21 protein-coding genes, 1 tRNA gene and 1 pseudogene are annotated in these 20,634 nt (G+C 60.1%); 9 read left to right on the top strand and 14 right to left on the bottom strand.

From position 1 onward, the window contains the following. Positions 1-505 precede the first annotated feature (505 nt). Positions 506-1,051 carry a DUF4214 domain-containing protein gene (locus tag DEM27_RS12475; protein ID WP_109458554.1) on the top strand — a complete coding sequence of 182 codons (546 nt, stop codon included), beginning with the start codon at positions 506-508 and terminating at the stop codon, positions 1,049-1,051. Between the two features lie 33 nt (positions 1,052-1,084). Here the strand turns inward: DEM27_RS12475 and DEM27_RS12470 are convergent, their stop codons facing one another. Then, positions 1,085-2,005: a DUF4214 domain-containing protein gene (locus tag DEM27_RS12470; RefSeq protein ID WP_109458553.1), complete on the bottom strand. Its 921-nt coding sequence runs from the start codon at positions 2,003-2,005 to the stop codon at positions 1,085-1,087. 96 nt (positions 2,006-2,101) lie between these two features. Between DEM27_RS12470 and DEM27_RS12465 the strand changes: the two genes are divergently transcribed. The 4 genes and pseudogenes from DEM27_RS12465 (at position 2,102) to DEM27_RS12445 (ending at position 4,254) form a co-directional block, all read left to right on the top strand. Next, the gene (locus DEM27_RS12465) at positions 2,102-2,329 is read left to right on the top strand and encodes a hypothetical protein (RefSeq protein WP_109458552.1); all 228 of its coding nucleotides are present in this window, start codon (positions 2,102-2,104) and stop codon (positions 2,327-2,329) included. Positions 2,330-2,597: 268 nt separating this feature from the next. Next, a pseudogene (locus DEM27_RS35345) lies at positions 2,598-2,969 on the top strand (BRO-N domain-containing protein); the annotation flags it as partial. Between the two features lie 371 nt (positions 2,970-3,340). Beyond that, positions 3,341-3,568 (top strand): hypothetical protein, encoded by a 228-nt coding sequence (locus DEM27_RS12450; protein ID WP_109458549.1) that lies wholly within the window; start codon positions 3,341-3,343, stop codon positions 3,566-3,568. A gap of 122 nt (positions 3,569-3,690) precedes the next feature. After that, positions 3,691-4,254: a DUF4214 domain-containing protein gene (locus DEM27_RS12445; protein ID WP_109458548.1), complete on the top strand. Its 564-nt coding sequence runs from the start codon at positions 3,691-3,693 to the stop codon at positions 4,252-4,254. Between the two features lie 321 nt (positions 4,255-4,575). Here the strand turns inward: DEM27_RS12445 and rnhA are convergent, their stop codons facing one another. The 7 genes from rnhA to DEM27_RS12410 form a co-directional block, all read right to left on the bottom strand. Beyond that, positions 4,576-5,145, bottom strand: a complete 570-nt coding sequence (gene rnhA / locus DEM27_RS12440; protein ID WP_109458547.1) for a ribonuclease HI — start codon at positions 5,143-5,145, stop codon at positions 4,576-4,578. A gap of 246 nt (positions 5,146-5,391) precedes the next feature. Beyond that, a complete protein-coding gene (locus DEM27_RS12435) occupies positions 5,392-6,420 on the bottom strand; it encodes a hypothetical protein (protein ID WP_109458546.1) in 1,029 nt (342 codons plus the stop codon). A 153-nt stretch (positions 6,421-6,573) separates the two neighbouring features. Then, positions 6,574-6,771, bottom strand: a complete 198-nt coding sequence (locus DEM27_RS12430) for a hypothetical protein (RefSeq protein WP_109458545.1) — start codon at positions 6,769-6,771, stop codon at positions 6,574-6,576. Positions 6,772-6,783: 12 nt separating this feature from the next. Next, complete coding sequence (locus DEM27_RS12425) at positions 6,784-6,987, bottom strand: hypothetical protein (RefSeq protein WP_109458544.1); 204 nt, start codon at positions 6,985-6,987, stop codon at positions 6,784-6,786. Between the two features lie 2 nt (positions 6,988-6,989). Continuing rightward, positions 6,990-7,295 (bottom strand): hypothetical protein, encoded by a 306-nt coding sequence (locus DEM27_RS12420; protein ID WP_109458543.1) that lies wholly within the window; start codon positions 7,293-7,295, stop codon positions 6,990-6,992. Positions 7,296-7,499: 204 nt separating this feature from the next. Beyond that, positions 7,500-7,575, bottom strand: a tRNA-Ala gene (locus DEM27_RS12415). Positions 7,576-7,722: 147 nt separating this feature from the next. Next, a complete protein-coding gene (locus tag DEM27_RS12410) occupies positions 7,723-8,109 on the bottom strand; it encodes a TIGR02300 family protein (protein ID WP_109458542.1) in 387 nt (128 codons plus the stop codon). Between the two features lie 268 nt (positions 8,110-8,377). On the opposite strand from DEM27_RS12410, the gene aroA reads away from it, so the two are divergent. From aroA to rpsA, 3 genes are all read left to right on the top strand, one after another. Continuing rightward, positions 8,378-9,745: a 3-phosphoshikimate 1-carboxyvinyltransferase gene (aroA, locus tag DEM27_RS12405; protein WP_109458669.1), complete on the top strand. Its 1,368-nt coding sequence runs from the start codon at positions 8,378-8,380 to the stop codon at positions 9,743-9,745. Next, entirely contained in the window at positions 9,742-10,380 is a 639-nt protein-coding gene (gene cmk / locus DEM27_RS12400; RefSeq protein WP_109458541.1) for a (d)CMP kinase, read from the top strand. Before aroA ends, cmk begins: the two co-directional genes overlap by 4 nt. Positions 10,381-10,549: 169 nt before the next feature. Then, positions 10,550-12,253 (top strand): 30S ribosomal protein S1, encoded by a 1,704-nt coding sequence (gene rpsA / locus DEM27_RS12395; RefSeq protein ID WP_109458540.1) that lies wholly within the window; start codon positions 10,550-10,552, stop codon positions 12,251-12,253. A gap of 103 nt (positions 12,254-12,356) precedes the next feature. On the opposite strand, the gene DEM27_RS12390 is transcribed toward rpsA, so the two are convergent. After that, the gene (locus DEM27_RS12390; protein WP_109458539.1) at positions 12,357-14,114 is read right to left on the bottom strand and encodes a hypothetical protein; all 1,758 of its coding nucleotides are present in this window, start codon (positions 14,112-14,114) and stop codon (positions 12,357-12,359) included. 263 nt (positions 14,115-14,377) lie between these two features. On the opposite strand from DEM27_RS12390, the gene DEM27_RS12385 reads away from it, so the two are divergent. Next, positions 14,378-15,763, top strand: a complete 1,386-nt coding sequence (locus DEM27_RS12385; RefSeq protein WP_109458538.1) for a nicotinate phosphoribosyltransferase — start codon at positions 14,378-14,380, stop codon at positions 15,761-15,763. A 59-nt stretch (positions 15,764-15,822) separates the two neighbouring features. Here DEM27_RS12385 and DEM27_RS12380 read toward each other — a convergent pair whose 3' ends face one another. The 5 genes from DEM27_RS12380 to DEM27_RS12360 form a co-directional block, all read right to left on the bottom strand. After that, positions 15,823-16,164 carry a hypothetical protein gene (locus tag DEM27_RS12380; protein ID WP_109458537.1) on the bottom strand — a complete coding sequence of 114 codons (342 nt, stop codon included), beginning with the start codon at positions 16,162-16,164 and terminating at the stop codon, positions 15,823-15,825. 128 nt (positions 16,165-16,292) lie between these two features. Beyond that, the gene (locus DEM27_RS12375; protein WP_109458536.1) at positions 16,293-17,555 is read right to left on the bottom strand and encodes a hypothetical protein; all 1,263 of its coding nucleotides are present in this window, start codon (positions 17,553-17,555) and stop codon (positions 16,293-16,295) included. A 106-nt stretch (positions 17,556-17,661) separates the two neighbouring features. Further along, positions 17,662-18,288 carry a ribonuclease D gene (locus DEM27_RS12370; protein WP_109458535.1) on the bottom strand — a complete coding sequence of 209 codons (627 nt, stop codon included), beginning with the start codon at positions 18,286-18,288 and terminating at the stop codon, positions 17,662-17,664. A gap of 97 nt (positions 18,289-18,385) precedes the next feature. Then, positions 18,386-19,114, bottom strand: a complete 729-nt coding sequence (locus tag DEM27_RS12365) for a transcriptional regulator NanR (protein ID WP_109458534.1) — start codon at positions 19,112-19,114, stop codon at positions 18,386-18,388. Between the two features lie 250 nt (positions 19,115-19,364). Continuing rightward, complete coding sequence (locus DEM27_RS12360; protein ID WP_109458533.1) at positions 19,365-20,627, bottom strand: ABC transporter substrate-binding protein; 1,263 nt, start codon at positions 20,625-20,627, stop codon at positions 19,365-19,367. Between the last annotated feature and the right edge of the window lie 7 nt (positions 20,628-20,634).

The raw sequence follows: 20,634 nt of genomic DNA, 5'->3' as shown, positions 1-20,634 counted from the left end.
TGCCCGTTTCTGCCTTGGCAAGTGTTTTTTACCGCTATCTCCCACTGGCGGGCTTCAGCCGCTGTTGGAAATTGCCGTCTTTGTCGGAGCCCGTGATGATTTACCGTAGCCTGAAAGCTATTCCCGCGTAACGAGATGGACATCTTCGGAACCTCCAATTGTTTCCACATATATTTTTGATTGGGAAACTATTGGAAGTCAATATTTTCACAGATGCATAACATTACTGTAGTGTAAATATCAATTCTGTGATAAATCGCGTTCGATTTTCGAATTTATATTCTGAAAATCCGCCGTTTAACGCATAATCTCAAATATTCCGACACATGAAACGGTCGGTTTGGGCGCGGTTAAGCTGAACATCTCAAATTCGAATATCTCCACGAACAGCGAGACCTATCTCGTTTTGCCTAACTTGAGACGGCTTGCGCACCTCTGTAATCCTCCGCCTAGATTGCGTGGCTTTTATAAACTAACTACATTTCTAGCATAAGGAGTGGATTTCATGATCATCAACAATACGATGGCAGTTTACATCGCGGTCTTTGGGCGGCCCGCGGACCCAGAAGGTTTTTTGTGGTTTTCAAACGAGACCAAGGGGGGGACTGACTTCTCGACTATTGGGAACATCACTGGAACGCCTGAGTACCAGCGGCTATATGCCCAGAAGTCCCCTGCTGAGACCATTTCTAGCCTCTACCACGAGCTCTTTGATCGGGTGCCCGAGGATGCCGAAATGGCTTTTTGGGCGATGCAACTAGAAACTGGAGCGCTCACTGTAGAGAACATCGCAGTCAACATTGCAATGGCGGCTCAAGGAATCGATAGGGAGACCTTGGCCAACAAGACCATGGCCTCCCACAACTTCATGGCTGCACTCGACACGCAGGCAGAGCGAACCTACTTCTCGGGCGACCAAGCCGAGTATTATATGCGAGAGTGGCTGGATACAGTAACGAATGACCCTGCTACGATTTGGTCAGAAGAAGTCGCGCAGGTCAATATCACTGCCTATATCCATTCGGTTGACCACGGCTACGTGATAAACTGAGGGAGAGGCCACCCCAGAAGGTGGCCCCAATCCTTACCACCAAAGCGTGGAACCAGAGAATACCGCCTGACGGCGGGTTGCGGCCTCCGGGCTATCAGCGATCTCAAGGAAAACCTGCGCACGACCGACCGACGACACACGCGTTCCCCAGTAGGAAAGTTCCGTGGAGGTGGCTGCCCGAGCGAGGATTCGGTCGTACAGGAACCAAATGAAATCCGGTGTCGCCAATCCGGCCAGGTTCCCCACCAGAGCTGACGCCAATCCAAGCGCAGTCCGCGTGCCAGCCTTGATGCCGTTGACCCAATAGGCCGTGCCTGGCAAGTCAGGATTGCCGTTGGTTCCACCCTTATAGAGCGACCACACGATACCGAGAGCCTTGCCCTGAGCAAGCTTTTGGGCGTTCGTTGTGGCAGCGCCGTATTTGTTTGCGGCCCACCAGGCATCGTAGGAGCTGGGAACAGCGTTTCCGATACCGTTCAGAACACTTCCGGGTTCCGTGTTGTGCGGCATGTCGATGATAGCGTGACCCAGTTCGTGGGTGATCAAACTATAGAAGTAGGTGAAGCCGCCGCTGTTGGTCATTTGCGCGAACGCCACGTCGGCAGCATCGTTTTCAAACGTAATATCGGACGCGCGCCCCCCGCTCTCATGTGAGTAAAAGGCAAATGCTTGCACATTCGGGCTAGCTGTGGGGGCGTCGATTGCTCCGAGGTGGAAGCGAACGTGCGGCTCAGTCGAGGCACCCGGAGCTGTACCGGGGTCCGGCAATTCGAATGCGCCCATGTCGCACGTTGCGGCCCAGCGATCAAACGCGGCGCGTGTCTTGGCTTTGTAGGCGAAGCCTGAATAAACCGTGCTCCAGCTTTTGGTCAGCGTTCCCGCCATGCTGTAACCCCAGTTGGCCGGAAAAACCAAGTTGGCAGGCGCGAACGAATACGTGATGATACGCGTCATAGTAATTCCTTTGAAAATGTTTGGTCGGCCCCAAACGCCAGTTGGCGGGGGCAGCAGATGTCGCTTCAATGACCTGGGGAATTCTTGGGGGTGTGGATGCCGTCGAGCATCGGCACATTGGCATTGTCGGTGATCATTGCGGCCAGCCCTACGGTGAGGACGCCTTTCACTGCAGCGGCGATTATCCAGAACGAAATGCAATCCACCCTCGGTAAGGCCATAGCCCTCTGGCGGTCGGGCCGTAACATCTCCTTCCACATGGCCACGGATTTGCGGGAGCAAGGCTACGACGTGGCTGCGTTGGCCAAGGCTCACCGGCCATGAGCGAGAACCCCAAGCCCTGCGTGAAGTGCCGCTTCTGTAAAGAATGGGGGCTGGCCTGCACAAACCCAGCGCTCCGCATCGCGGACCCCGTTGAAGGGTACCTCAACGCTTACCCCCGCACGGCACGTGCCACCCACGGCAGCTGCGGTGAAGAGGGCAGGCACTTCGCGCCCCAGCGCACGCTCCTCGACCGGCTGACCGGTCGCAACCGCTGACCCCCTCAAATCCTCATCAATCTTTTGAACCCGACTTCCGGGAAGGTACACCCATGACCAATTCTGATCTTCACACTTTCAATTTTTCCGGCCTTGAGCTGCGCGTCATCATGCAGGAAGGCGAGCCGTGGTTCGTGGCGCGGGATGTCTGCTTCATCACTGGCTCCTACCTCAGCCCTGCTGGAAACCCAAACGTTACTATGCTCGTGCAGAAGCTGAATGCAGACGAAACTCAGTTCAATCGGATTGAAGTGAGGGTCGGCAAGGCCGTGGCACCGCGACGTGTGGTGCTTGTCTCCGAAAGCGGCCTTTACAAGCTAATCATGCGCTCGGACAAACCCGAGGCCCGCAAGTTCCAAGACTGGGTCACCCGCGATGTCCTCCCCTCCATCCGCAAGACGGGAGGCTATCTCCTCAACGAGGAAGCCCGCGACAATGCACATGCGGATGATCGGCAGGGCATGCCTCTGCCCGAGGCGTTCGCCCAGATGTTCGACCTCATGATGCAGCAGCAGGCGGTGACCAACCAGCTCCTGGCCCAGCTTCTGGCCGAGCGTAATCAGGCCCCGAACGAAAAGCCGAAGGACGAGCGCCGCATCCGCAAGCTCATCACCGCCTTCGAAGCTGCCGACAAGTTCGATATCGAAGCGTCGTCACCGGAGATCGGTATGCGGGCAAGCGCATACTGCCGGGAGCGGGGCATCAAGTACAGCAGCCGCCGCAACAACGCTTACGGCAAGATCAACGTCTATCCGACCTACGTGTTCAAGGACATGCTGGCTGAAGGGGTCATTGCATGAGCTACCGCATCCACCTCCCCAGCGGCGTCTCGTGGACTGAGAAGACCGCTGAAGCCGCCGAAGAAACCGCCCGCCGCTTTGCCTACGAGGCACCGGGCGAAACCATTCTCATCGAACAGGTGACCGTTTACGCCACGGTCACGATGCCCGAGCGCGTTGCTCCGGTGGTGACCTATGCCGCTGCCGAAGCGTTGCCGGTCGGCCCCCCAGGTCGAAGCTTTTAATATCCCGAAGTTCGGCCCGGTGCCGCCCACGGCAGTCTAACCTCTACCAAAGTGCGGGCCTCTCCTTGGGTTGTATAACAGCCTCGACATGCTATGTTATTCGCGCATAAGGAGTGAAATGCATGCAAGAAAACAATACGATGGCCGTCTACATCGCAGTCTTCGGACGGCCTGCAGACCCTGAGGGGTTCCTCTGGTTTTCGAATGAGACCAAGGGGGGAACCGACTTCTCCACCCTTGGAGATATAACGGGCACGCCCGAATATCTTAGCCGTTTCGCCAGCAGTGAGCCTGCCGATGTGATCGCCAGCCTCTACCAAGACCTGTTCAACCGTGTTCCTGAAAACGGTGGCATGGCCTATTGGACAGAGCAGCTAACCAGCGGTGCGCTGACGATTGAAAACATTGCAATCAACATTGCACTGGCGGCTCAAGGGGCTGACAGGGATACGTTCGCCAACAAGACTATGGCCGCTCACATGTTCATGAGCGAGCTTGATACAAGCACAGAGAAGGCAGCTTATGCAGGCGAATGGGCGGAAGCTTTCGGCAGGGACTTCCTTGAGCCGGTAGGCACGAGCTACATGCCTACCGACCTTGAGGTTCAAACAGCCGTTGACAAACTTGTGTCTTCGGATGTTTCAGTCGTCGGGACCGATCAGATCTTCCACCGTCCGTTCGGATGATGAGAGGTACTTAAAGCAATGCTGTAGTGTTGCCTGTTATATCCATCTTATAAGATATCCTGTTATATCAGCTTTATCTAACCTTACCTCTTCTCCTATAGGGGGCCCTAACTCCCGTTTCGCTGGAAAAGAAGACCGCAGCTTCCATCCATGGTCTTTCTCCTTTTGGTCTCATGACAACGCGCATGGCTCTAGTTGACGCTTAGGCGGCCTATGGTGCGCATTAGGCATGCAATCGTGTGGGGCAGCCAATAGATGGCTCCGCCCGTCAGTGAGTCGCTGTGGTGTAAACAGCGTTTATGCTGTTGCTAGCTTTGAGGACTATGCTGTTTTTACCATCACTGCTCGCCCTTGCGGGCTACGCAGCTTCCGCCGCGCTTTCAGCTTCGCCTCAAGCGCGTCCATGGCGGCATTTGCAAGCTGGTCGGCTCGCTCATTCAACGGATGCCCGGCATGGCCCTTAATCCATTCCCAGCGGATTTCATGAAATACCTGGGCGACCGTATCGAGCTGCTGCCACAGATCGAGGTTTTCGACCGGCTTCCCTTTGCCGTTTCTCCAGCCCCGCCGTATCCAGCCGTTTATCCATTCGTTCATGCCCTTCACGAGATATTCGCTATCGGAGACCACGGTCACAGGCATGGATTTGTCGGAAAGGCATTCCAGAGATTTGATGGCGGCTATTAGCTCCATTCGGTTGTTGGTGGTCTGCGGTTCGGCTCCCTTGGTTTCAGCCTCCTTGACAATGGTCTCGCCATCTGCATTGCTTTCGACGATCTGGAGGACGGCACCCCAGCCGCCGAGGCCGGGATTGCGGCGGCAACCTCCATCCGTGTGAATACGATAGCGGCGGGCATTGGTGAGAGAGTTTTCGGTTCCTGTTTCGGACATAGTGTTCCTTGCGATTGGTCGCAGCCGTTCGGCATGTGACGAGGGAGAAAGTTCGTAGGGAATTCAAGGGGGAGCTTTAGTCACAGCTCAACGGAAAGAGCCGTCCAGATTGGACATTGATATCCAGACCGGTGAACCCTGCCCAAGTTGCGTTGCTGTCCAGAATGGATGCTGCTTCGCTTATAAGGACCAATGGTAGGCTTGCCGGTTGAGCCAGCATTGCGTCCAGATTGCTTCGGAGAAGATTTACGCGACCTTGCTGGCGATTGCCAGACTGCGTCTATAGCTGCCAACCGTCTGCGGACTGACACCGCATCGCCGTGCAATCTCCCGGTCGGAAAGCTCCGGGCTGGTTTCTAAGAGCTTGAGAACGGCAGAGCGGCGTTGGCCTGTGCCGGTCACATGTCCGGCTGTGGAAGACCGTCCACTATGGATGCCAGACGATGGGTTATCGCCTTCTGTCGCAGTGGCTACAGCGTCCACTTTGGACGGATGAAGGGTAGCTTCTGCTGCCTGCCTCAGTATGCGCATGTCGTCTTCAAGGCGCTTGTGTTGCGCAAGACTCTCCTCGTAGGTTGATGCCCACCCGTCCTCCACTTGCTCCAGCCGCCATTTCATGCGGATGTCGAAGTCGCGCCAATCCCTCACAGGCATGTTGTCCAAAATGGACCCCAGCAATTCTTCTCGGCATCGGACATATACAGGATGCTCATAATACTCGTCATAAGCATACCTTTTTGCGCTTAGATTATCCCAATAGATATGTTCCTTCCAGGCTCCAGGGATGTCTTTGGGGACGGGATGGGCGAAATGGAGCGCGTCCACAATGGACGCTGACAAATCACCCCGCTCCCAGCCGTGATACCCGTGGATATATTCTTCATCGCTTCCAGTGAATTTCCGAAAGACGGCGTGTGCCTGCAAGGCAATATTGAGCCGGATTTCAATATCCGTCTCTCTGAAAGCATCCTCATAGGGGCCGTACATCTTCTCAGCCTCCTCGAATCTCTTCTGCGCCCGCTTTTCTCGGTCCTCTTCATTTCGCTTCTTCTGCGCCTCATTGGCCTGCCACTGCGACGTTCCACTGCCAGCACTCGCATTTTTCCGCTGGTCGGCATCATCGGCCCTCAGCGCCTCTTCAAGCGTCAATCCGGCTTTCTTCGCCAAAACCTCGGCCTTGTTTCTGGCTGCTGATTTTTCGCCTTCCGTACCGCCGCGCTCTATTAATGAGCGAACCTTACGGAATTTCTCCATGTCCAATTTGGATGCGTCCATAATTTTCCTTTGGGAGTTGGCCGTGGGAGAGCACAAGAAGGCGGCCCAACTGGCGGAAATACGCTGCGGCGGTTCGGTGCGCCGCAAGGGCGGCGGTCGGTGAGGCATGCTATAGGGGGTCCTAATCCCCCATCGCCCCAGCGTAGCCCATCCTCAAATATCCATTTCCCTCGCTGGCGGCACCGGCTTCAGTTCCTCCCTCGCCACTCTTTCGGCTTCTTCTGCCGTCTCCTGCAGCGACCCCTGGACATACGTCCAATAGGTCCACCAGAGGAATTTCGCCTGCCGTTCGGCGTGGTAGGTGATGCCGCCTCTAATCGCGTTGCGGCTAGCGATGATGCGAATGCGCATGCTGTCGCCTCCTCAAAACCCGCTCATGGCATCGTAGGCGCTCAGGCCCGCCCACGTTGCCGCGAACCACCCGACCATCCTGATAGGCAGGGAGAAGTAGGAGAAGCGCAGCAGCACCAGCATAAATTGGCTCATGCTGCTGGCGATGGCGCGGGCGATGCCGATAGCCGAGTTCGTTCCGATGAATGCACCGATGCCGGAGAGAAGAGCGACCATTGTCACAGCGCCCCCTCGTTGCTCGCCCGCTCTGGCTGCGCTGTAGCGGCGATGACGCACTGAATACGGCCCGCGAAGAGCTGGATGGTGCTGCTGTCCATCCGCTCGATAGCGAAGCCGACCGACCGCTCCCAGCGCTCTATCCAGATATCGCGGCTGATGAAGGGCAAGCGAAAGAACACGCCCCGGAATGCGCCGCTGGCGGGGTCAGAGAAATATTCGATGGCGAAGCGGCGGCGGAAGGCATCGCGGATGTCGAGCGCGGTATTGAAGGCGGCGTGGGGGAATAGACCGGCAGAGTTTTTCATTTCGTATCCTGCTTGATGTTGGGGAGGCGAGAAGCCGCCAAGCAGGCGCATGGGCGATTGCACAACATGAGCCTGCCGGGAGGCTTCATGTGCCAGCGCTAAAATGCGGGGTACTCGAATGGGGTACGAACCGGGGTACGCGAGGCGCGATGCCAATTTGGTAACATGCTGTATTTAAAGATAAAATATCACTGACAAAGTGATTGGTGGAGCTAAGCGGGATCGAACCGCTGACCTCTTGCATGCCATGCAAGCGCTCTCCCAGCTGAGCTATAGCCCCATCTTTTGGGTCCGGCGAACCGGGTCCGGGAAGTCCGAAGGCGTTGTTTCCGTCGGGGTGGCGGCTTATTACTTCCGGTTTTCGCAGAGTGCAAGCCCAAAAAACGATGCCCGGCGACTTTTTTGCTCGCCGGGCACAATCAAATGCTTAAACGTCGTCGTCGTCACCGGTCACGCCGATGATGCCGCTGACGTCGTCTTCGTCTTCGTCCTCGTCGGCTTCCAGGAAGGTGTCGTCGTCATCGTCGCCGATATCGACGTCGTCATCGCCCATGTCGGGCAGGTCGTCGCCGCCGGCTGCATCGTCGCCGTCTTCCAGCGACACCAGTTCGACTTCCGTGCTTTCGGTATCGACTTCCGCGACCTCCTCGTCCTCGGCCTTCTCCATGATGGCGGCGACCGAGCTTTCCTCGAAGTAGGACAACGGCCAGGATTTGCCGGTGTAGGGGGAAACGATCGGGTTCCGGTTCAGGTCGTAGAATTTCTTGCCGGTGTCCGGATCGGTGCGTTTGGTTCCAAGTTCCGCTTTTGCCACTGTCAAAGCCTCGTGAGAATGTCCGAATGAAAGATTCGGCAAATGCCGTTTTAGCCGGCGTTTTAAGGGAATTTATCAGCCGGTCCCCTTAATCGTTGCGGCTTCTTATGTCAAAGCAAACTTTATGCCGCTTCCGCCTGCTTTTTCTGGAGCCGGGCGGATGACCGCACCGGGAGTTTGTGTTAACGACCCCGCCGAAGCCGCCGCCCGGCCGTGAGAGGTCAGGGGACTGTGCGGAAGAATGAAGCGCTTTGCAAAGGATTTTTCCATGTCGCATGGGGCCGCCGCCAAACCCGCCACCGCACGCCGCTCGTCCAACCTGTCCGGCACCGCCCGCATCCCCGGCGACAAGTCGATCTCGCACCGCTCGTTCATGTTCGGCGGCCTGGCCTCCGGCGAAACGCGCATCACCGGCCTGCTCGAAGGCGAAGACGTCATCAACACCGGCAAGGCGATGCAGGCCATGGGCGCCAGGATCCGCAAGGATGGCGACGTCTGGATCATCGACGGCACCGGCAACGGCGCGCTCTTGGCACCGGAAGCCCCGCTCGATTTCGGCAATGCCGGCACCGGCTGCCGCCTGACCATGGGCCTTGTCGGCGTCTATGATTTCGACAGCACCTTCATCGGCGACGCTTCGCTGACCAAGCGGCCGATGGGCCGCGTGCTCGATCCGCTCCGGCAGATGGGCGTGCAGGTAACGTCCGCCGATGGCGATCGCCTGCCGGTGACGCTGCACGGACCGGCGACGCCGGCGCCGATCACCTACCGCGTGCCGATGGCGTCCGCCCAGGTGAAGTCGGCCGTGCTGCTTGCCGGTCTCAACACGCCGGGCATCACCACGGTGATCGAGCCGATCATGACCCGCGACCATACGGAAAAGATGCTGCAGGGTTTTGGCGCCAACCTGACGGTCGAAACCGGCAGCGACGGCGTGCGCACCATCCGCCTCGAAGGCCGCGGCAAGCTGACCGGCCAGACGATCGACGTTCCGGGCGATCCGTCCTCCACGGCCTTCCCGCTGGTGGCGGCCCTGCTCGTGCCGGGTTCAGATGTCACCATCCTCAACGTGCTGATGAACCCGACGCGCACCGGCCTGATCCTGACGCTGCAGGAAATGGGCGCCGATATCGAAGTCCTCAACCCGCGGCTCGCCGGCGGCGAGGATGTCGCCGACCTGCGCGTGCGCTCTTCCGAGCTCAAGGGCGTCACGGTTCCGGAAGACCGGGCGCCGTCGATGATCGACGAATATCCGGTTCTGGCCGTTGCGGCCTCCTTTGCCGAAGGCGCGACCGTGATGAACGGTCTCGAAGAGTTGCGCGTCAAGGAATCCGACCGCCTCTCCGCCGTCGCCAACGGCCTGAAGCTCAACGGCGTCGATTGCGACGAGGGCGAAAGCACGCTGGTCGTGCGCGGCGTGCCCGGCGGCAAGGGCCTGGGCAATGCCTCGGGTGCTGCCGTCGCCACCCATCTCGACCATCGCATCGCCATGAGTTTCCTGATCATGGGCCTGGCGTCCGAACATCCGGTGACGGTGGACGACGCAACGATGATCGCCACCAGCTTTCCGGAATTCATGGACCTGATGGCGCGGCTGGGTGCGAAGATCGAAGTTCACGAAGGCGCGGCCGCTTGACCATTGTCATCGCCATCGACGGCCCGGCGGCGGCCGGCAAGGGGACGTTGTCGCGGCGGATTGCCGAGACCTACGGGTTTCACCACCTCGATACCGGCCTGACCTACCGCGCCACGGCCAAGGCGCTGCTCGATGCGGGCCTGCCGCTCGATGACGAGCCGGTGGCGGCGAAAGTGGCGGAAACCCTTGAACTGGCGGGGCTCGATCGCGATATCCTGTCGAAACACGAGATCGGCGAGGCGGCTTCGAAGATTGCCGTGATGTCGTCGGTTCGCAAGGCTCTGGTGACGGCGCAGCGCGCCTTCTCGAAAAAGGCGCCGGGCACGGTGCTCGATGGCCGGGATATCGGCACGGTTGTCTGCCCGGATGCGCTGGTCAAGCTCTACGTCACGGCCTCGCCGGAGGTTCGGGCGCAGCGGCGTTACGACGAGATCCTCGCCCGGGGCGCGGCAGCCGATTACGAGGCGATCTTCGCCGATGTGAAGCAGCGCGACGCGCGTGACATGGGGCGTGCCGACAGCCCGCTGAAACCGGCTGAAGACGCACACTTGCTTGATACCTCGGAAATGAGTATAGAGGCCGCGTTTCAGGCGGCGAAATCGATCATCGACGCGGCCCTGAGCCAGAATGCCTAAAAGTTACCGGGTTTGCGTGCTCTTGCACGAGGCCTGTTAGTTTTGACAAAAGCCTGAAATTCCGTCCATGCGCCGGATAGCCTCTGACAGTGAGGCGGACTGGGTTCAGGCCTGTTCAACGCCAACCACCGGCGCGCCGTGTCCGTAACCGGACACACCAGGAGATTTTATGTCTGTAGCTACTCCCTCCCGTGAGGATTTCGCAGCCCTTCTCGAAGAGTCCTTTGCCAAGAACGATCTGGCCGAAGGCTATGTTGCCAAGGGTATCATCACGGCTATCGAGAAGGACGTCGCCATTGTCGACGTCGGCCTCAAGGTCGAAGGCCGTATCGCGCTGAAGGAATTCGGCGCCAAGGCCAAGGACGGCACGCTGAAGGTCGGCGACGAAGTCGAAGTCTACGTCGAGCGCATCGAAAACGCGCTGGGCGAAGCCGTTCTGTCGCGCGACAAGGCGCGCCGCGAAGAAAGCTGGACCCGCCTCGAAGTCAAGTTCGAAGCTGGCGAGCGCGTCGAAGGCGTCATCTTCAACCAGGTCAAGGGCGGTTTCACCGTCGATCTCGACGGCGCCGTCGCCTTCCTGCCGCGTTCGCAGGTCGACATCCGTCCGATCCGCGACGTGACCCCGCTGATGCACATTCCGCAGCCCTTCGAAATCCTCAAGATGGACAAGCGCCGCGGCAACATCGTCGTTTCGCGCCGTACGGTTCTCGAGGAATCGCGTGCCGAGCAGCGTTCTGAAATCGTTCAGAATCTCGAAGAAGGCCAGGTTGTCGACGGCGTCGTCAAGAACATCACCGATTACGGTGCGTTCGTCGACCTCGGCGGCATCGACGGCCTGCTGCACGTGACCGACATGGCATGGCGCCGCGTCAACCATCCGTCGGAGATCCTGAACATCGGCCAGTCGGTCAAGGTTCAGATCATCCGCATCAACCAGGAAACCCACCGCATCTCGCTCGGCATGAAGCAGCTCGAGAGCGATCCGTGGGATGGCATCTCGGCCAAGTATCCGGAAGGCAAGAAGATTTCCGGTACCGTCACGAACATCACCGACTACGGTGCGTTCGTCGAGCTGGAGCCGGGCATCGAAGGCCTGATCCATATCTCGGAAATGTCCTGGACCAAGAAGAACGTCCACCCCGGCAAGATCCTGTCCACGAGCCAGGAAGTCGACGTCGTCGTTCTCGAAGTCGATCCGTCCAAGCGCCGCATCTCGCTCGGCCTCAAGCAGACGCTCGAGAATCCGTGGCAGGCATTCGCGCACAGCCATCCGGCTGGCACGGAAGTCGAAGGCGAAGTCAAGAACAAGACCGAATTCGGCCTGTTCATCGGCCTCGACGGCGACGTGGACGGCATGGTGCACCTCTCCGACCTCGACTGGAACCGCCCGGGCGAACAGGTCATCGAAGAGTTCAACAAGGGTGACGTCGTTCGCGCCGTCGTTCTCGATGTGGACGTCGACAAGGAGCGCATCTCGCTCGGCATCAAGCAGCTCGGCAAGGATTCGGTCGGCGATGCCGCCGCTTCCGGCGAACTGCGCAAGAATGCCGTCGTTTCGGCTGAAGTCATCGCCGTCAACGACGGTGGCATCGAAGTGCGTCTCGTCAACCACGAAGACATCACCTCGTTCATCCGCCGTTCGGACCTGTCGCGTGACCGCGACGAGCAGCGTCCGGAGCGTTTCTCGGTCGGCCAAACCGTCGATGCGCGCGTGACCAACTTCTCGAAGAAGGATCGCAAGATCACTCTGTCGATCAAGGCGCTGGAAATTGCCGAAGAGAAGGAAGCCGTCGCCCAGTTCGGTTCGTCCGATAGTGGCGCGTCGCTCGGCGACATCCTCGGCGCGGCTCTGAAGAACCGCAACGCCGAATAATCATCGGCGGCCAAGGCCTCAACAGAATAAGAAAACCCGCCGGGAGCAGTTCCCGGCGGGTTTTTTCATGGCGTTTTGCCTGTCGGGCTGTGGGAGGCCAGCCTCAGGACCAGCCTGCCATGCGCTGGTAGAGGTCATGGGCGCGTTCGGCATCATCGTCGTTGTCGGCGAGTGGCGAAAGGTCGTCCGTCTCCTCGTGGGAAAGCTGTTCGTCGTCCTGTCCGGCCTGTCGCTCTTCGTCGTTTCGCCGGTCTTCGTCATCCTCGGCGTTCTCGTCATCCTCGCGCCGGCGTGCTTCCTCGGTGTCGTCGGCAAGCAGTTCCTGCGCCGACGGATATCCGACAAGCGGATAGGGAATGCCGTCGCGGGCGGCGAGCGCCAGCTGCATGAGCACCTGCTTTTCGATCAGGGTCGGAGCGGTCTTGGCGGCCGCGCCGTCTGTTGCCGTCGCGTGTCGTTCGGCCCGTGTCGCCTCCGCATCGGCTTCGGTTTCCGAAACGGCCAAGGATGGTATCGGCGGCTCGGCCGTTCCGCCAACCGGTGCCTTTGCGGCGCTGGAAGAGAAACGGATCGCCGCCATTTCGATTTCCGACTCCGAAAGGGAAAGCGGCGCGGTCATCTCGTCCAGCGGCAGCTGCCCTTCGGGTGTGGCCAGTTCCGTCCAGCCCTTGAGAACGTAAAGGGTCGGATGATAGTCGCCTTCCCGGATCGGGTTGGGCGTAAAGATGTTGCGCAGTGTCGCGGCATTGACGGCCGTTGTCTGCTGGCGGGCGGCAGTCTGGCCACGGTTGGCTTCCTGCGGTTCCGCCTGCTCGAAAGTCTGCTGCGGACGGTTATCGGCGTTACGTTTCGCCGAGGTCTCGGCGCGGGTCGGCAGCGAGGCCTGCGCGTCGAAATCGAACTCGGTCAATTCCTCCTGGATGGCTTCGAAACCGGAGGCGATGTCGAGCAGCGCTGCCCGCGAGGCTTCCTCGCGCAGTTGCGCCGTCGCCTTGGCCTGGATGGCGTCGTCGCTGCTTTCGCCTTGCTGGAACGCCTTTTTCAGCATGTCCTGCAAGCTGCGGGCATCGGGCGTTTTGTCCGATAGCTCGGAAAAAGGGGTGGCCTGGGTTTCCGGTTCTGCTTCGAGCAGATATTGCTCCGGAAATTCACGTCGCATGGATGTTTCCCCTTCCTGTGTTTCTTCGGTCGGCGCTTCTGCCGCAGATGCCTGGCTTGTCGTGGTTTGATGGTCTGTGGCGGTTTCGCCGGTGTCAGCCGTGTCGGCCGCTGCGGCGGGCGTGGGCGTGGCGGCGCTGTCGCGGGCAGGCTGCGCGATAGCCGCGTCAGGCTGTTGGGCCCGAGGGATTTCGGCTTCTTCGTGCTGCCGGTAGGAGGTCACCACGGATTTTGCCGCGAGATCACGCTCGACGTTGCGGGCCGTTTCCAGGTAGGCGGCGATGCGGGCGGCTTCCGGACCGGTGGGATTTTGGAAGGCCGCCAGCAGGAAGCGTAATTTGAGTCCCTGGATTGCCTGGTTGAGCTGCCGTTCCACCTCCATCCGCTGCGCCGGTGTCAGCCTGCGGATCGCCTCGCTGAGGCGCTGGATATAGTCGACGCTGCTTTCCCCGTCCTTGCGGGGCATGTCGATGGTCTCGCCGACGATATCGGCCAGCATCGCCAGGTGATCGGTCATGCGGTCGCGACCGGCGAGAAGCAGGACGCTCAGCTTGCCGGCGGCATTGGAATTCGGGTCGCGATCTCCCCCGGCAAAATGCACCTTGTAGGTGGAGACGGACACGGCCTGGCCCGACGTGTTCAGGCTTGCCTGGTTCTGGTATTGTGAATTCGAACTGGACGACGAGCGAAGCGGAGGCAGCATGGTGACTCCTTCAGGTATCGGTGGCGATGAAAGCAGGGGTTCAACAAGGCCGCTCATGCGGTCCGTGGCATTCCATCGCAAACTCCGAAAGCCGCGTGGTGCTTCATAGCACCTGTGAATGCTCCTTTATTAACCTTTAATTTATCATCCAATGGTTAATAAAACGCTAATGACGATGCCAACCGCCGGCCATTGCTATAGATACCATCGTCGTGCCGCTTCATGCTGCCCGCCCGCATCAACCCTGCCTGTCGGAACCCGCCATGAGCCCTGTCAATCCCATCCTCAACACCGACAGCTACAAGCTCAGTCATTACCTGCAGTATCCTGGCGATACCCGGGCGATCTCCTCCTATATCGAGGCACGTGGCCTGTCGCCGCGACCCGAGGTGGTGTTCTTCGGGTTGCAGATGTTCCTCAAGGAATATCTCGCCCGACCTGTAACCAAGATGGACATCCTGGAGGCTGCGGAGGTTTCCGTCGCCCACGGCCTGCCGTTCAACCGGGAAGGCTGGCTCGGCATCGTCGAACGCCATGGCGGCCATATGCCGGTGGCGATCGAGGCGCTGCCGGAGGGAACCGTCGTCCGGCGCGGCGTGCCGATGCTGCAGATCGTCAATACCGATCCCGCCTGCGCCTGGGTGACGTCCTATCTGGAGACGGCGCTGCTGCGCGCCGTCTGGTATCCGTCCTCCGTCGCCAGCAACGCCCGCAAGCTGAAGGACATGCTCATGCCCTTCCTGGAGCGGACCTGCGAGGATCCGGCGGCGCTCCTGCCGTCATTGCTGCATGACTTCGGCTCGCGGGCGGCAACCAGCCATGAGCAGGCCGGCCTGGGCGGTGCTGCCCATCTCGTGCAGTTTGCGACGACCGATACGCTCGCCGGCATTCTCTATGCCCGCAAATATTACGGCGCGCGCATGGCCGGCACGTCGTTTCCGGCGGCCGAACATGCGACGATGACCTCCTGGGGCCAGCCGCGTGAAGCGGAAGCCTATGCCAACATGATCGAGAAATTCGGCACGGGAACCTATTCGGTGGTTTCCGACAGCTACGACATCAACAATGCGGTGGCGGAGATCTGGGGCAAGCAACTGATCGACAGGGTCCGGGCTGCCGGCGGCACGCTGATCGTCCGCCCCGACAGCGGCGATCCGATCGATACGCCCGTCCGGGTGGTGGCCCAGCTGGCTTATGCCTTCGGCACCCATCTGAATGCCAAGGGTTTCAAGGTCATCAACGACAATGTCCGCGTGCTGCAGGGCGACGGCGTTTCGGGGCAGGATATCGCCATGGTGCTCGGGCGCATGGAGGCGGCAGGCTTTTCCGCCGAAAACATCCTGTTCGGCATGGGCTCGGGCCTGATGCAGAAGGTCACGCGGGACAGCTATTCCTTCACGATGAAGGCCAGTGCCCGCCAGGACGCCGCCGGTCACTGGCACGATATCGCCAAGCGCCCGGCGATGATGAACGAGAAGGCGTCGAAGAGCGGTCGCCTTGCTGTCACGCACCAGCTCGGCGATCTCGCCGGCATCCGGCTCGATGAACTCGGCCGCCAGGCCAACAGCCTGATACCCGTCTGGAAGGACGGCGAACTGCTGGTCGACCAGACCTTCGACGATATCCGCACCCGTGCCGCAGAGGCTTGAAACGCACAGCCGGCAGGACGCGCACGCGCTTTTTGCCGGAGCGAGTTCAAGCCTGTGCTTCAGGGGGAAAGATTGCGAAACAACCGGTAGAGGCCGGCCTCATCGGAATTGACGGCGGTGAGATGGCCTGTTTCCACCTGGTAGTCATCCATGTTCTCGCGCTGGAAAGCATCGAGCCATGTTCCCTTGACGCTCTTTGCCGATGGCGCCGCCATGCCGCGCATGCCGGTGTAATCGTCGTGGGAATTGTCGTTGAAGGACGGTTCGGTCGAGCGGGGATCGAACGCGCTTGCTGTTTCGGGATCGAGCAATGCCGCAAACATATCGGCCTGCTCACCCAGGTCCAGGGATGTCGAGGTAAAATCCTCGGAACCCTGAACCGCCGGGAAAATACTTCCCATTCCTACTCCTACTCACAACACACAAATGATACCGCACTCGCAGATATCTCGCGGAGATCTGCCCCGATCTGCCGGCGCCTATGAAACGCCAAAATGCTTAACAACGGGGTAAAAGCCGCTCAATAAACTCAAGCGGCTTGTTTTTGCTTCTTCAGGATTTCGTAGATGCCGATCTCGTCGACGGAAACCGCGACGATGTCGTTGGCGGCTTCTGCCGCCGCCTGCATGGCCGATTCCGGCGTGTGTTCGACGACGATGGCGATCTGTTCGTCGCGCGAGAGCGTTTTCGGGTCGCCGTCGTCGACGGCGGATGGCTCTTCGGCGGTTTCCGCCTTGCTGCTGTCGTCGCTCTGTTCGATTGCCTCGGCACTGGCGGCGAGCGCCTGGATGATTTCCGTGGCATCGGCCGCCGGCTCGGCCTCGCCCGGTCCCGGCTGGGCCGCGTTGCTTTCGCTGATCGCGTCCTGCGCGTCCTTGACGTCCTCGACCTTTTCGAAGACCTCCTGCGTCTTGATATCGGCTTCGCGTTCCTGGCGGGTTTCTTCGTCCTCGACCTGCGTCGGATCTGTTTCTGTCCGCTCGACCTTCAGTTCGGCGAGGGTTTTCGGATCGGCGACGTCTTCGAGGCGCTGGATGGCCTTGGCGATGTCCTTGGTCAGGGTCTTGTCCTGTACGGCCTGATCGTCTAAGGCCTTGGTCACGGCCCGCGCCGTCTCGCCCCAGGGATGGCGGATCGCTTCGATCAGTTGCGCGGCGGAAATGCCGAGGTCGGTCAGGCCCGACTGCTTTTCCACGTCCTCGACGGAATTGGCCAGCGTCTGGCGATAATCCGTCAGGGCTTTTACCACATCGTCGTAGAATGTGTCGCTGCTGGTGCTGACACCGGCCGCGGAAACGATGCGGGCCGCATAAAGCGTCATCGAACTCGGTTCTTCTCCCTCCGGAAAGGTGCCATCCAGCACTGCCACGAGATCTTCGGTCGAGACCTTGAGGGTTTTCAGGCCGATCGGAATGGCGTCGCCGTTGGAATAGTTCTTTGCAACGGTTCCCACCAGCGTCAGGGCGTCCTGCAGCCGGTCGGCAAAATCGGTGGCGGTTTCGCCATCCGCCTGGGCGACGCCGAGTGCGTTCGAGAAACGCGAGATCAACTCGGCCATGCGGTTCTGGTCGTTCTGCAACGCGCCGAAGAAATGCTCGTTGATCTTGGCATTCGCCGTTTGCCGGGCCTTGTCCGACTTGATCTTCGCCTTGAGAAGATCGTCGTCCTTGGTGGACTTCGTGCCGCTTGCCTTTTCCGCGTCCTCGGCGCGCCGCTCCTCGATCTGCTCGAGCATGTTGCGCATGAAGCCGGTCAGGAAATCGCCGCCGGCCTGTTGGGTGGGAAGCAGCACGAAACACCTCCGAGAATATTGCCTCTGAAATATGCTCGAAAATAGATCGCGACGCTTAATGCGGCGTTAATAAACAATTCAAAGATGTATCATGCTTTACACGGGTTCAGCTGTGCGCGAAAATATCCGTCTCGTCCCAGCCGAGCAGGTCGAGCTTGGCGCGGGTCGGCAGGAAGGCGAAGCAGGCTTCCGCATGATCCTTGCGCCCGTCGCGGACCAGCCGTTCGGTCAGCTTGTCTCGCAGGGCATGCAGGTGCAGCACGTCTGAGGCGGCATATTCCAGTTGCGCCTGCGACAGCGTCGCGGCGGCCCAGTCGGAGGATTGCTGCGCCTTGGAGATGTCGACTTCGAGCATCTCCTTGAGGTTGTCCTTCAAACCGTGCCGGTCCGTATAGGTGCGCACCAGTCGCGAGGCGATCTTGGTGCAGAAGACCGGCGTTGTCGTCACGCCGAAGGTATGGAAGAGAACGGCAATGTCGAAGCGGCCGAAATGAAAGATTTTCCGGCGGGTCGGATCGGCGAGCAGGCCGACGAGGTTCGGCGCCTCGGTCTGGCCGGCGGCGATGCGGATGACGTCGGCGGTTCCGTCTCCCGGCGAAAGCTGCACCACGCACAGCCGGTCGCGGCGCGGCACCAGGCCAAGCGTTTCGGTGTCGATGGCGATATCACCGGTGTAGCGGGCGGCATCGGCGGCGGAAATGTCGCCTTCGTGGGTGCGGATGGTGGCGGCCATGGAAAACTCCGGACTGTACTGGTCAATCGAGGCTGGCTATAGCGCAAACGACCGCGGCGCGATACGGCTTTCGAGCCGGAGACCGGCTATCGGCGCCTCACTCTTCCGTGGAGCGGGCGTTGTTCAGCGCGTAGAGCGCCCGCGACCGCTCCAGGTGTTTCAGCACCGCCTGTTCGGCACCGTCGGCGTCATTCTGCGCCAGACAGTGGATGATCTCCTCGTGCTCGGCCAGCGTGAACTTTTCCTTGCCGGTCCAGATCAGCATTTCGGTGTGGTATTCCTTCAGCCAGGCCAGCATAGATTCGCTGACGGCGGCAAAGATCGGATTGCCGGAAATCTCGGCGATGCGTGTATGGAACGCCATGTCGGCGGCGATGAAGGCTTCGGCCTGGCCGAGCGAAGCGCGCTGCCGCTCCAGGATTACGCGCAGATCGGCAATGTCCTGCGGCGAGGCCTTTTCGGCGGCCACCCGCGCCATGCCGCGCTCGAAGAAGATGCGGGCATTCTTCAGGTGTTCCAGCGTATCGGAGGATTTCGCCAGCATGATCTTGGCGGTGAGGTCCACCTGCCGGAACAGCGATTTCGCCGTCAGTTCCAACACCTTGGCGCGCTCGCCGTGGGAAATCGCCACCAGCCCCATATTGGCAAGCGACTGCATCGCCTCGCGGATCGCCGGCCGGCCGACGCCGAACCGTTCCATCAGTTCGCGCTCGGACGGCATCTCGTCGCCGGGCTGCAGTTCGCCTGAGGTGATCAGGCGCTCGAGGCGGTCGAAGACCTCGTCGGACAGTTTGCGGCGGACGATGGGTTCGGATCGCGGGCTCATGGTCGGTCTCGGTTTGGCACGCTTCATGGTTAGGCGGGATTAAAGCGGTTGGAAAGCGGGAAATGGTGTCGCCGTGTCCCCCAGCGGCGCAATTAAATCGATTGTTGATATACTCATTATACCAGTTGTCGAGTTTGTGCCAGTGAAAGATGGAAATCCTCACCGCAGACCGGTTCCAGGCAAAAAGACTTGAAAAGAAAAACCCCGGAAGCCGGGCTCCGGGGCTCTTCGTCCTGCCGGGATTACTGGATTATTTGTCGACTTCGGCCTTCAGCGTGTTGACGTCGTCGGTGGTCATCTCGCCGACGGTCTTGACCTCGCCGTCCGTCACCTTCCACAGCCGGAACGGGCCGGTGATGTCGCCGTACTTGTCGAAGGAAACCGGGCCGATGACGCCTTCATACTTGATCGGTTTGCCGTCCTTGATCAGGCCGAGCGCCTTGGCAAACTCCTCCTTGCCGGCGAAGATCGGCTCGCCCGCGGGATCGACGACCTTGTAGATCGCATCGCGGATCGCCGCCGGGTCTTCCGAACCCGCTGCCGCGATGGCGAGGCCGACGATGGCGCCGGCGTCGTAGGAGCGGTCGGCCGCAGGATTCGACGGCTCGATGTTCGAGAAGGCCTTGTAGTTGGCGTTGAAATATTCCGTCGACTTCGTCGGGCTGGTGCCCGAGGAGGTGCCGTAGGCTTCGTTCAGATATTCGGCGCCGACGGCCGAGATGAAGTCGGCGCTGTTCATGCCGTCGTTGAGCAGGAATTTCTGCACGCCGCCCTGCGAGATCCAGGCGCGGGCGATGGTCGCACCGTCGACCGGATAGCTGATCAGGTAGAGGCCGTCGGGGCCGCCTTCCATCGCCTTGGTGACTTCCGACTGGTAGCTCGACTGCTTTTCGTTATAGGGCGTGACGGAGACGATCTCGCCACCCAGCGCCTTGTAGGCGCGGGAGAATTCCGAGACCATGTTGACGCCGAAGTCGTTGTTGACGTGGATGACGGCGAGCTTCTTGAAACCCTGGTCGAGGGCGTATTTCGCCGCGGCGACGCCCTGCAGCGCATCCGAGGTGATGGTGCGGAAGAAGACGCCGTTGGTCTTGCCGTCGCGGCCGAGCGCCGTCAGCGTCGGCGAGGAGGAGGCGGGTGAGACCTGCACCACCTTGGCCGGGCCGGTGACCGAGGTCAGGATCGGGATCGACACCGACGAGATGATGCCGCCGATGACGACCGGTACCTTGCCGACCTGTACCAGCTGCGTTGCCGCGTCGACGGCGACGTTGCCCTGGCTCTGGCTGTCGCGGGTATCGGTGACGAGATCGCAGCCGCGCACGCCGCCGGCTTCGTTGATGTCGCGGAAGGCCATTTCCACCGACTTGGCGCCGGCCTGGCCGTATTCACCGGCAGGTCCGGTCAGTTCCATGACGAGGCCGACGGTGATCTTGCAATCGGCGGCCTGGACGGCACCGGCGGCGATAAGCATCGCCAGGCCGGTGGAGAGAGAAAGAAGCGTCTTTTTCATGCGGGTT

Origin of the sequence: Rhizobium album (genome assembly GCF_003122325.1) — a bacterium.
Lineage (GTDB): Bacteria > Pseudomonadota > Alphaproteobacteria > Rhizobiales > Rhizobiaceae > Metarhizobium > Metarhizobium album.
This window is presented reverse-complemented; position numbering and strand designations above follow the sequence as displayed.

Bases quoted from the DNA above. Each gene is read 5' to 3' on its own strand.
- DEM27_RS12445 (WP_109458548.1), top strand. From the start codon at position 3,691: ATGCAAGAAAACAATACGATGGCCGTCTACATCGCAGTCTTCGGACGG.
- DEM27_RS12370 (WP_109458535.1), bottom strand. From the start codon at position 18,288: ATGGCCGCCACCATCCGCACCCACGAAGGCGACATTTCCGCCGCCGAT.
- DEM27_RS12450 (WP_109458549.1), top strand. From the start codon at position 3,341: ATGAGCTACCGCATCCACCTCCCCAGCGGCGTCTCGTGGACTGAGAAG.
- DEM27_RS12390 (WP_109458539.1), bottom strand. From the start codon at position 14,114: ATGCTGCCTCCGCTTCGCTCGTCGTCCAGTTCGAATTCACAATACCAG.
- DEM27_RS12420 (WP_109458543.1), bottom strand. From the start codon at position 7,295: ATGAAAAACTCTGCCGGTCTATTCCCCCACGCCGCCTTCAATACCGCG.
- DEM27_RS12475 (WP_109458554.1), top strand. From the start codon at position 506: ATGATCATCAACAATACGATGGCAGTTTACATCGCGGTCTTTGGGCGG.
- DEM27_RS12380 (WP_109458537.1), bottom strand. From the start codon at position 16,164: ATGGGAAGTATTTTCCCGGCGGTTCAGGGTTCCGAGGATTTTACCTCG.
- DEM27_RS12360 (WP_109458533.1), bottom strand. From the start codon at position 20,627: ATGAAAAAGACGCTTCTTTCTCTCTCCACCGGCCTGGCGATGCTTATC.
- rpsA (WP_109458540.1), top strand. From the start codon at position 10,550: ATGTCTGTAGCTACTCCCTCCCGTGAGGATTTCGCAGCCCTTCTCGAA.
- DEM27_RS12465 (WP_109458552.1), top strand. From the start codon at position 2,102: ATGCCGTCGAGCATCGGCACATTGGCATTGTCGGTGATCATTGCGGCC.
- DEM27_RS12425 (WP_109458544.1), bottom strand. From the start codon at position 6,987: ATGGTCGCTCTTCTCTCCGGCATCGGTGCATTCATCGGAACGAACTCG.
- rnhA (WP_109458547.1), bottom strand. From the start codon at position 5,145: ATGTCCGAAACAGGAACCGAAAACTCTCTCACCAATGCCCGCCGCTAT.
- DEM27_RS12435 (WP_109458546.1), bottom strand. From the start codon at position 6,420: ATGGACGCATCCAAATTGGACATGGAGAAATTCCGTAAGGTTCGCTCA.
- DEM27_RS12385 (WP_109458538.1), top strand. From the start codon at position 14,378: ATGAGCCCTGTCAATCCCATCCTCAACACCGACAGCTACAAGCTCAGT.
- DEM27_RS12430 (WP_109458545.1), bottom strand. From the start codon at position 6,771: ATGCGCATTCGCATCATCGCTAGCCGCAACGCGATTAGAGGCGGCATC.
- aroA (WP_109458669.1), top strand. From the start codon at position 8,378: ATGTCGCATGGGGCCGCCGCCAAACCCGCCACCGCACGCCGCTCGTCC.
- DEM27_RS12365 (WP_109458534.1), bottom strand. From the start codon at position 19,114: ATGAGCCCGCGATCCGAACCCATCGTCCGCCGCAAACTGTCCGACGAG.
- DEM27_RS12470 (WP_109458553.1), bottom strand. From the start codon at position 2,005: ATGACGCGTATCATCACGTATTCGTTCGCGCCTGCCAACTTGGTTTTT.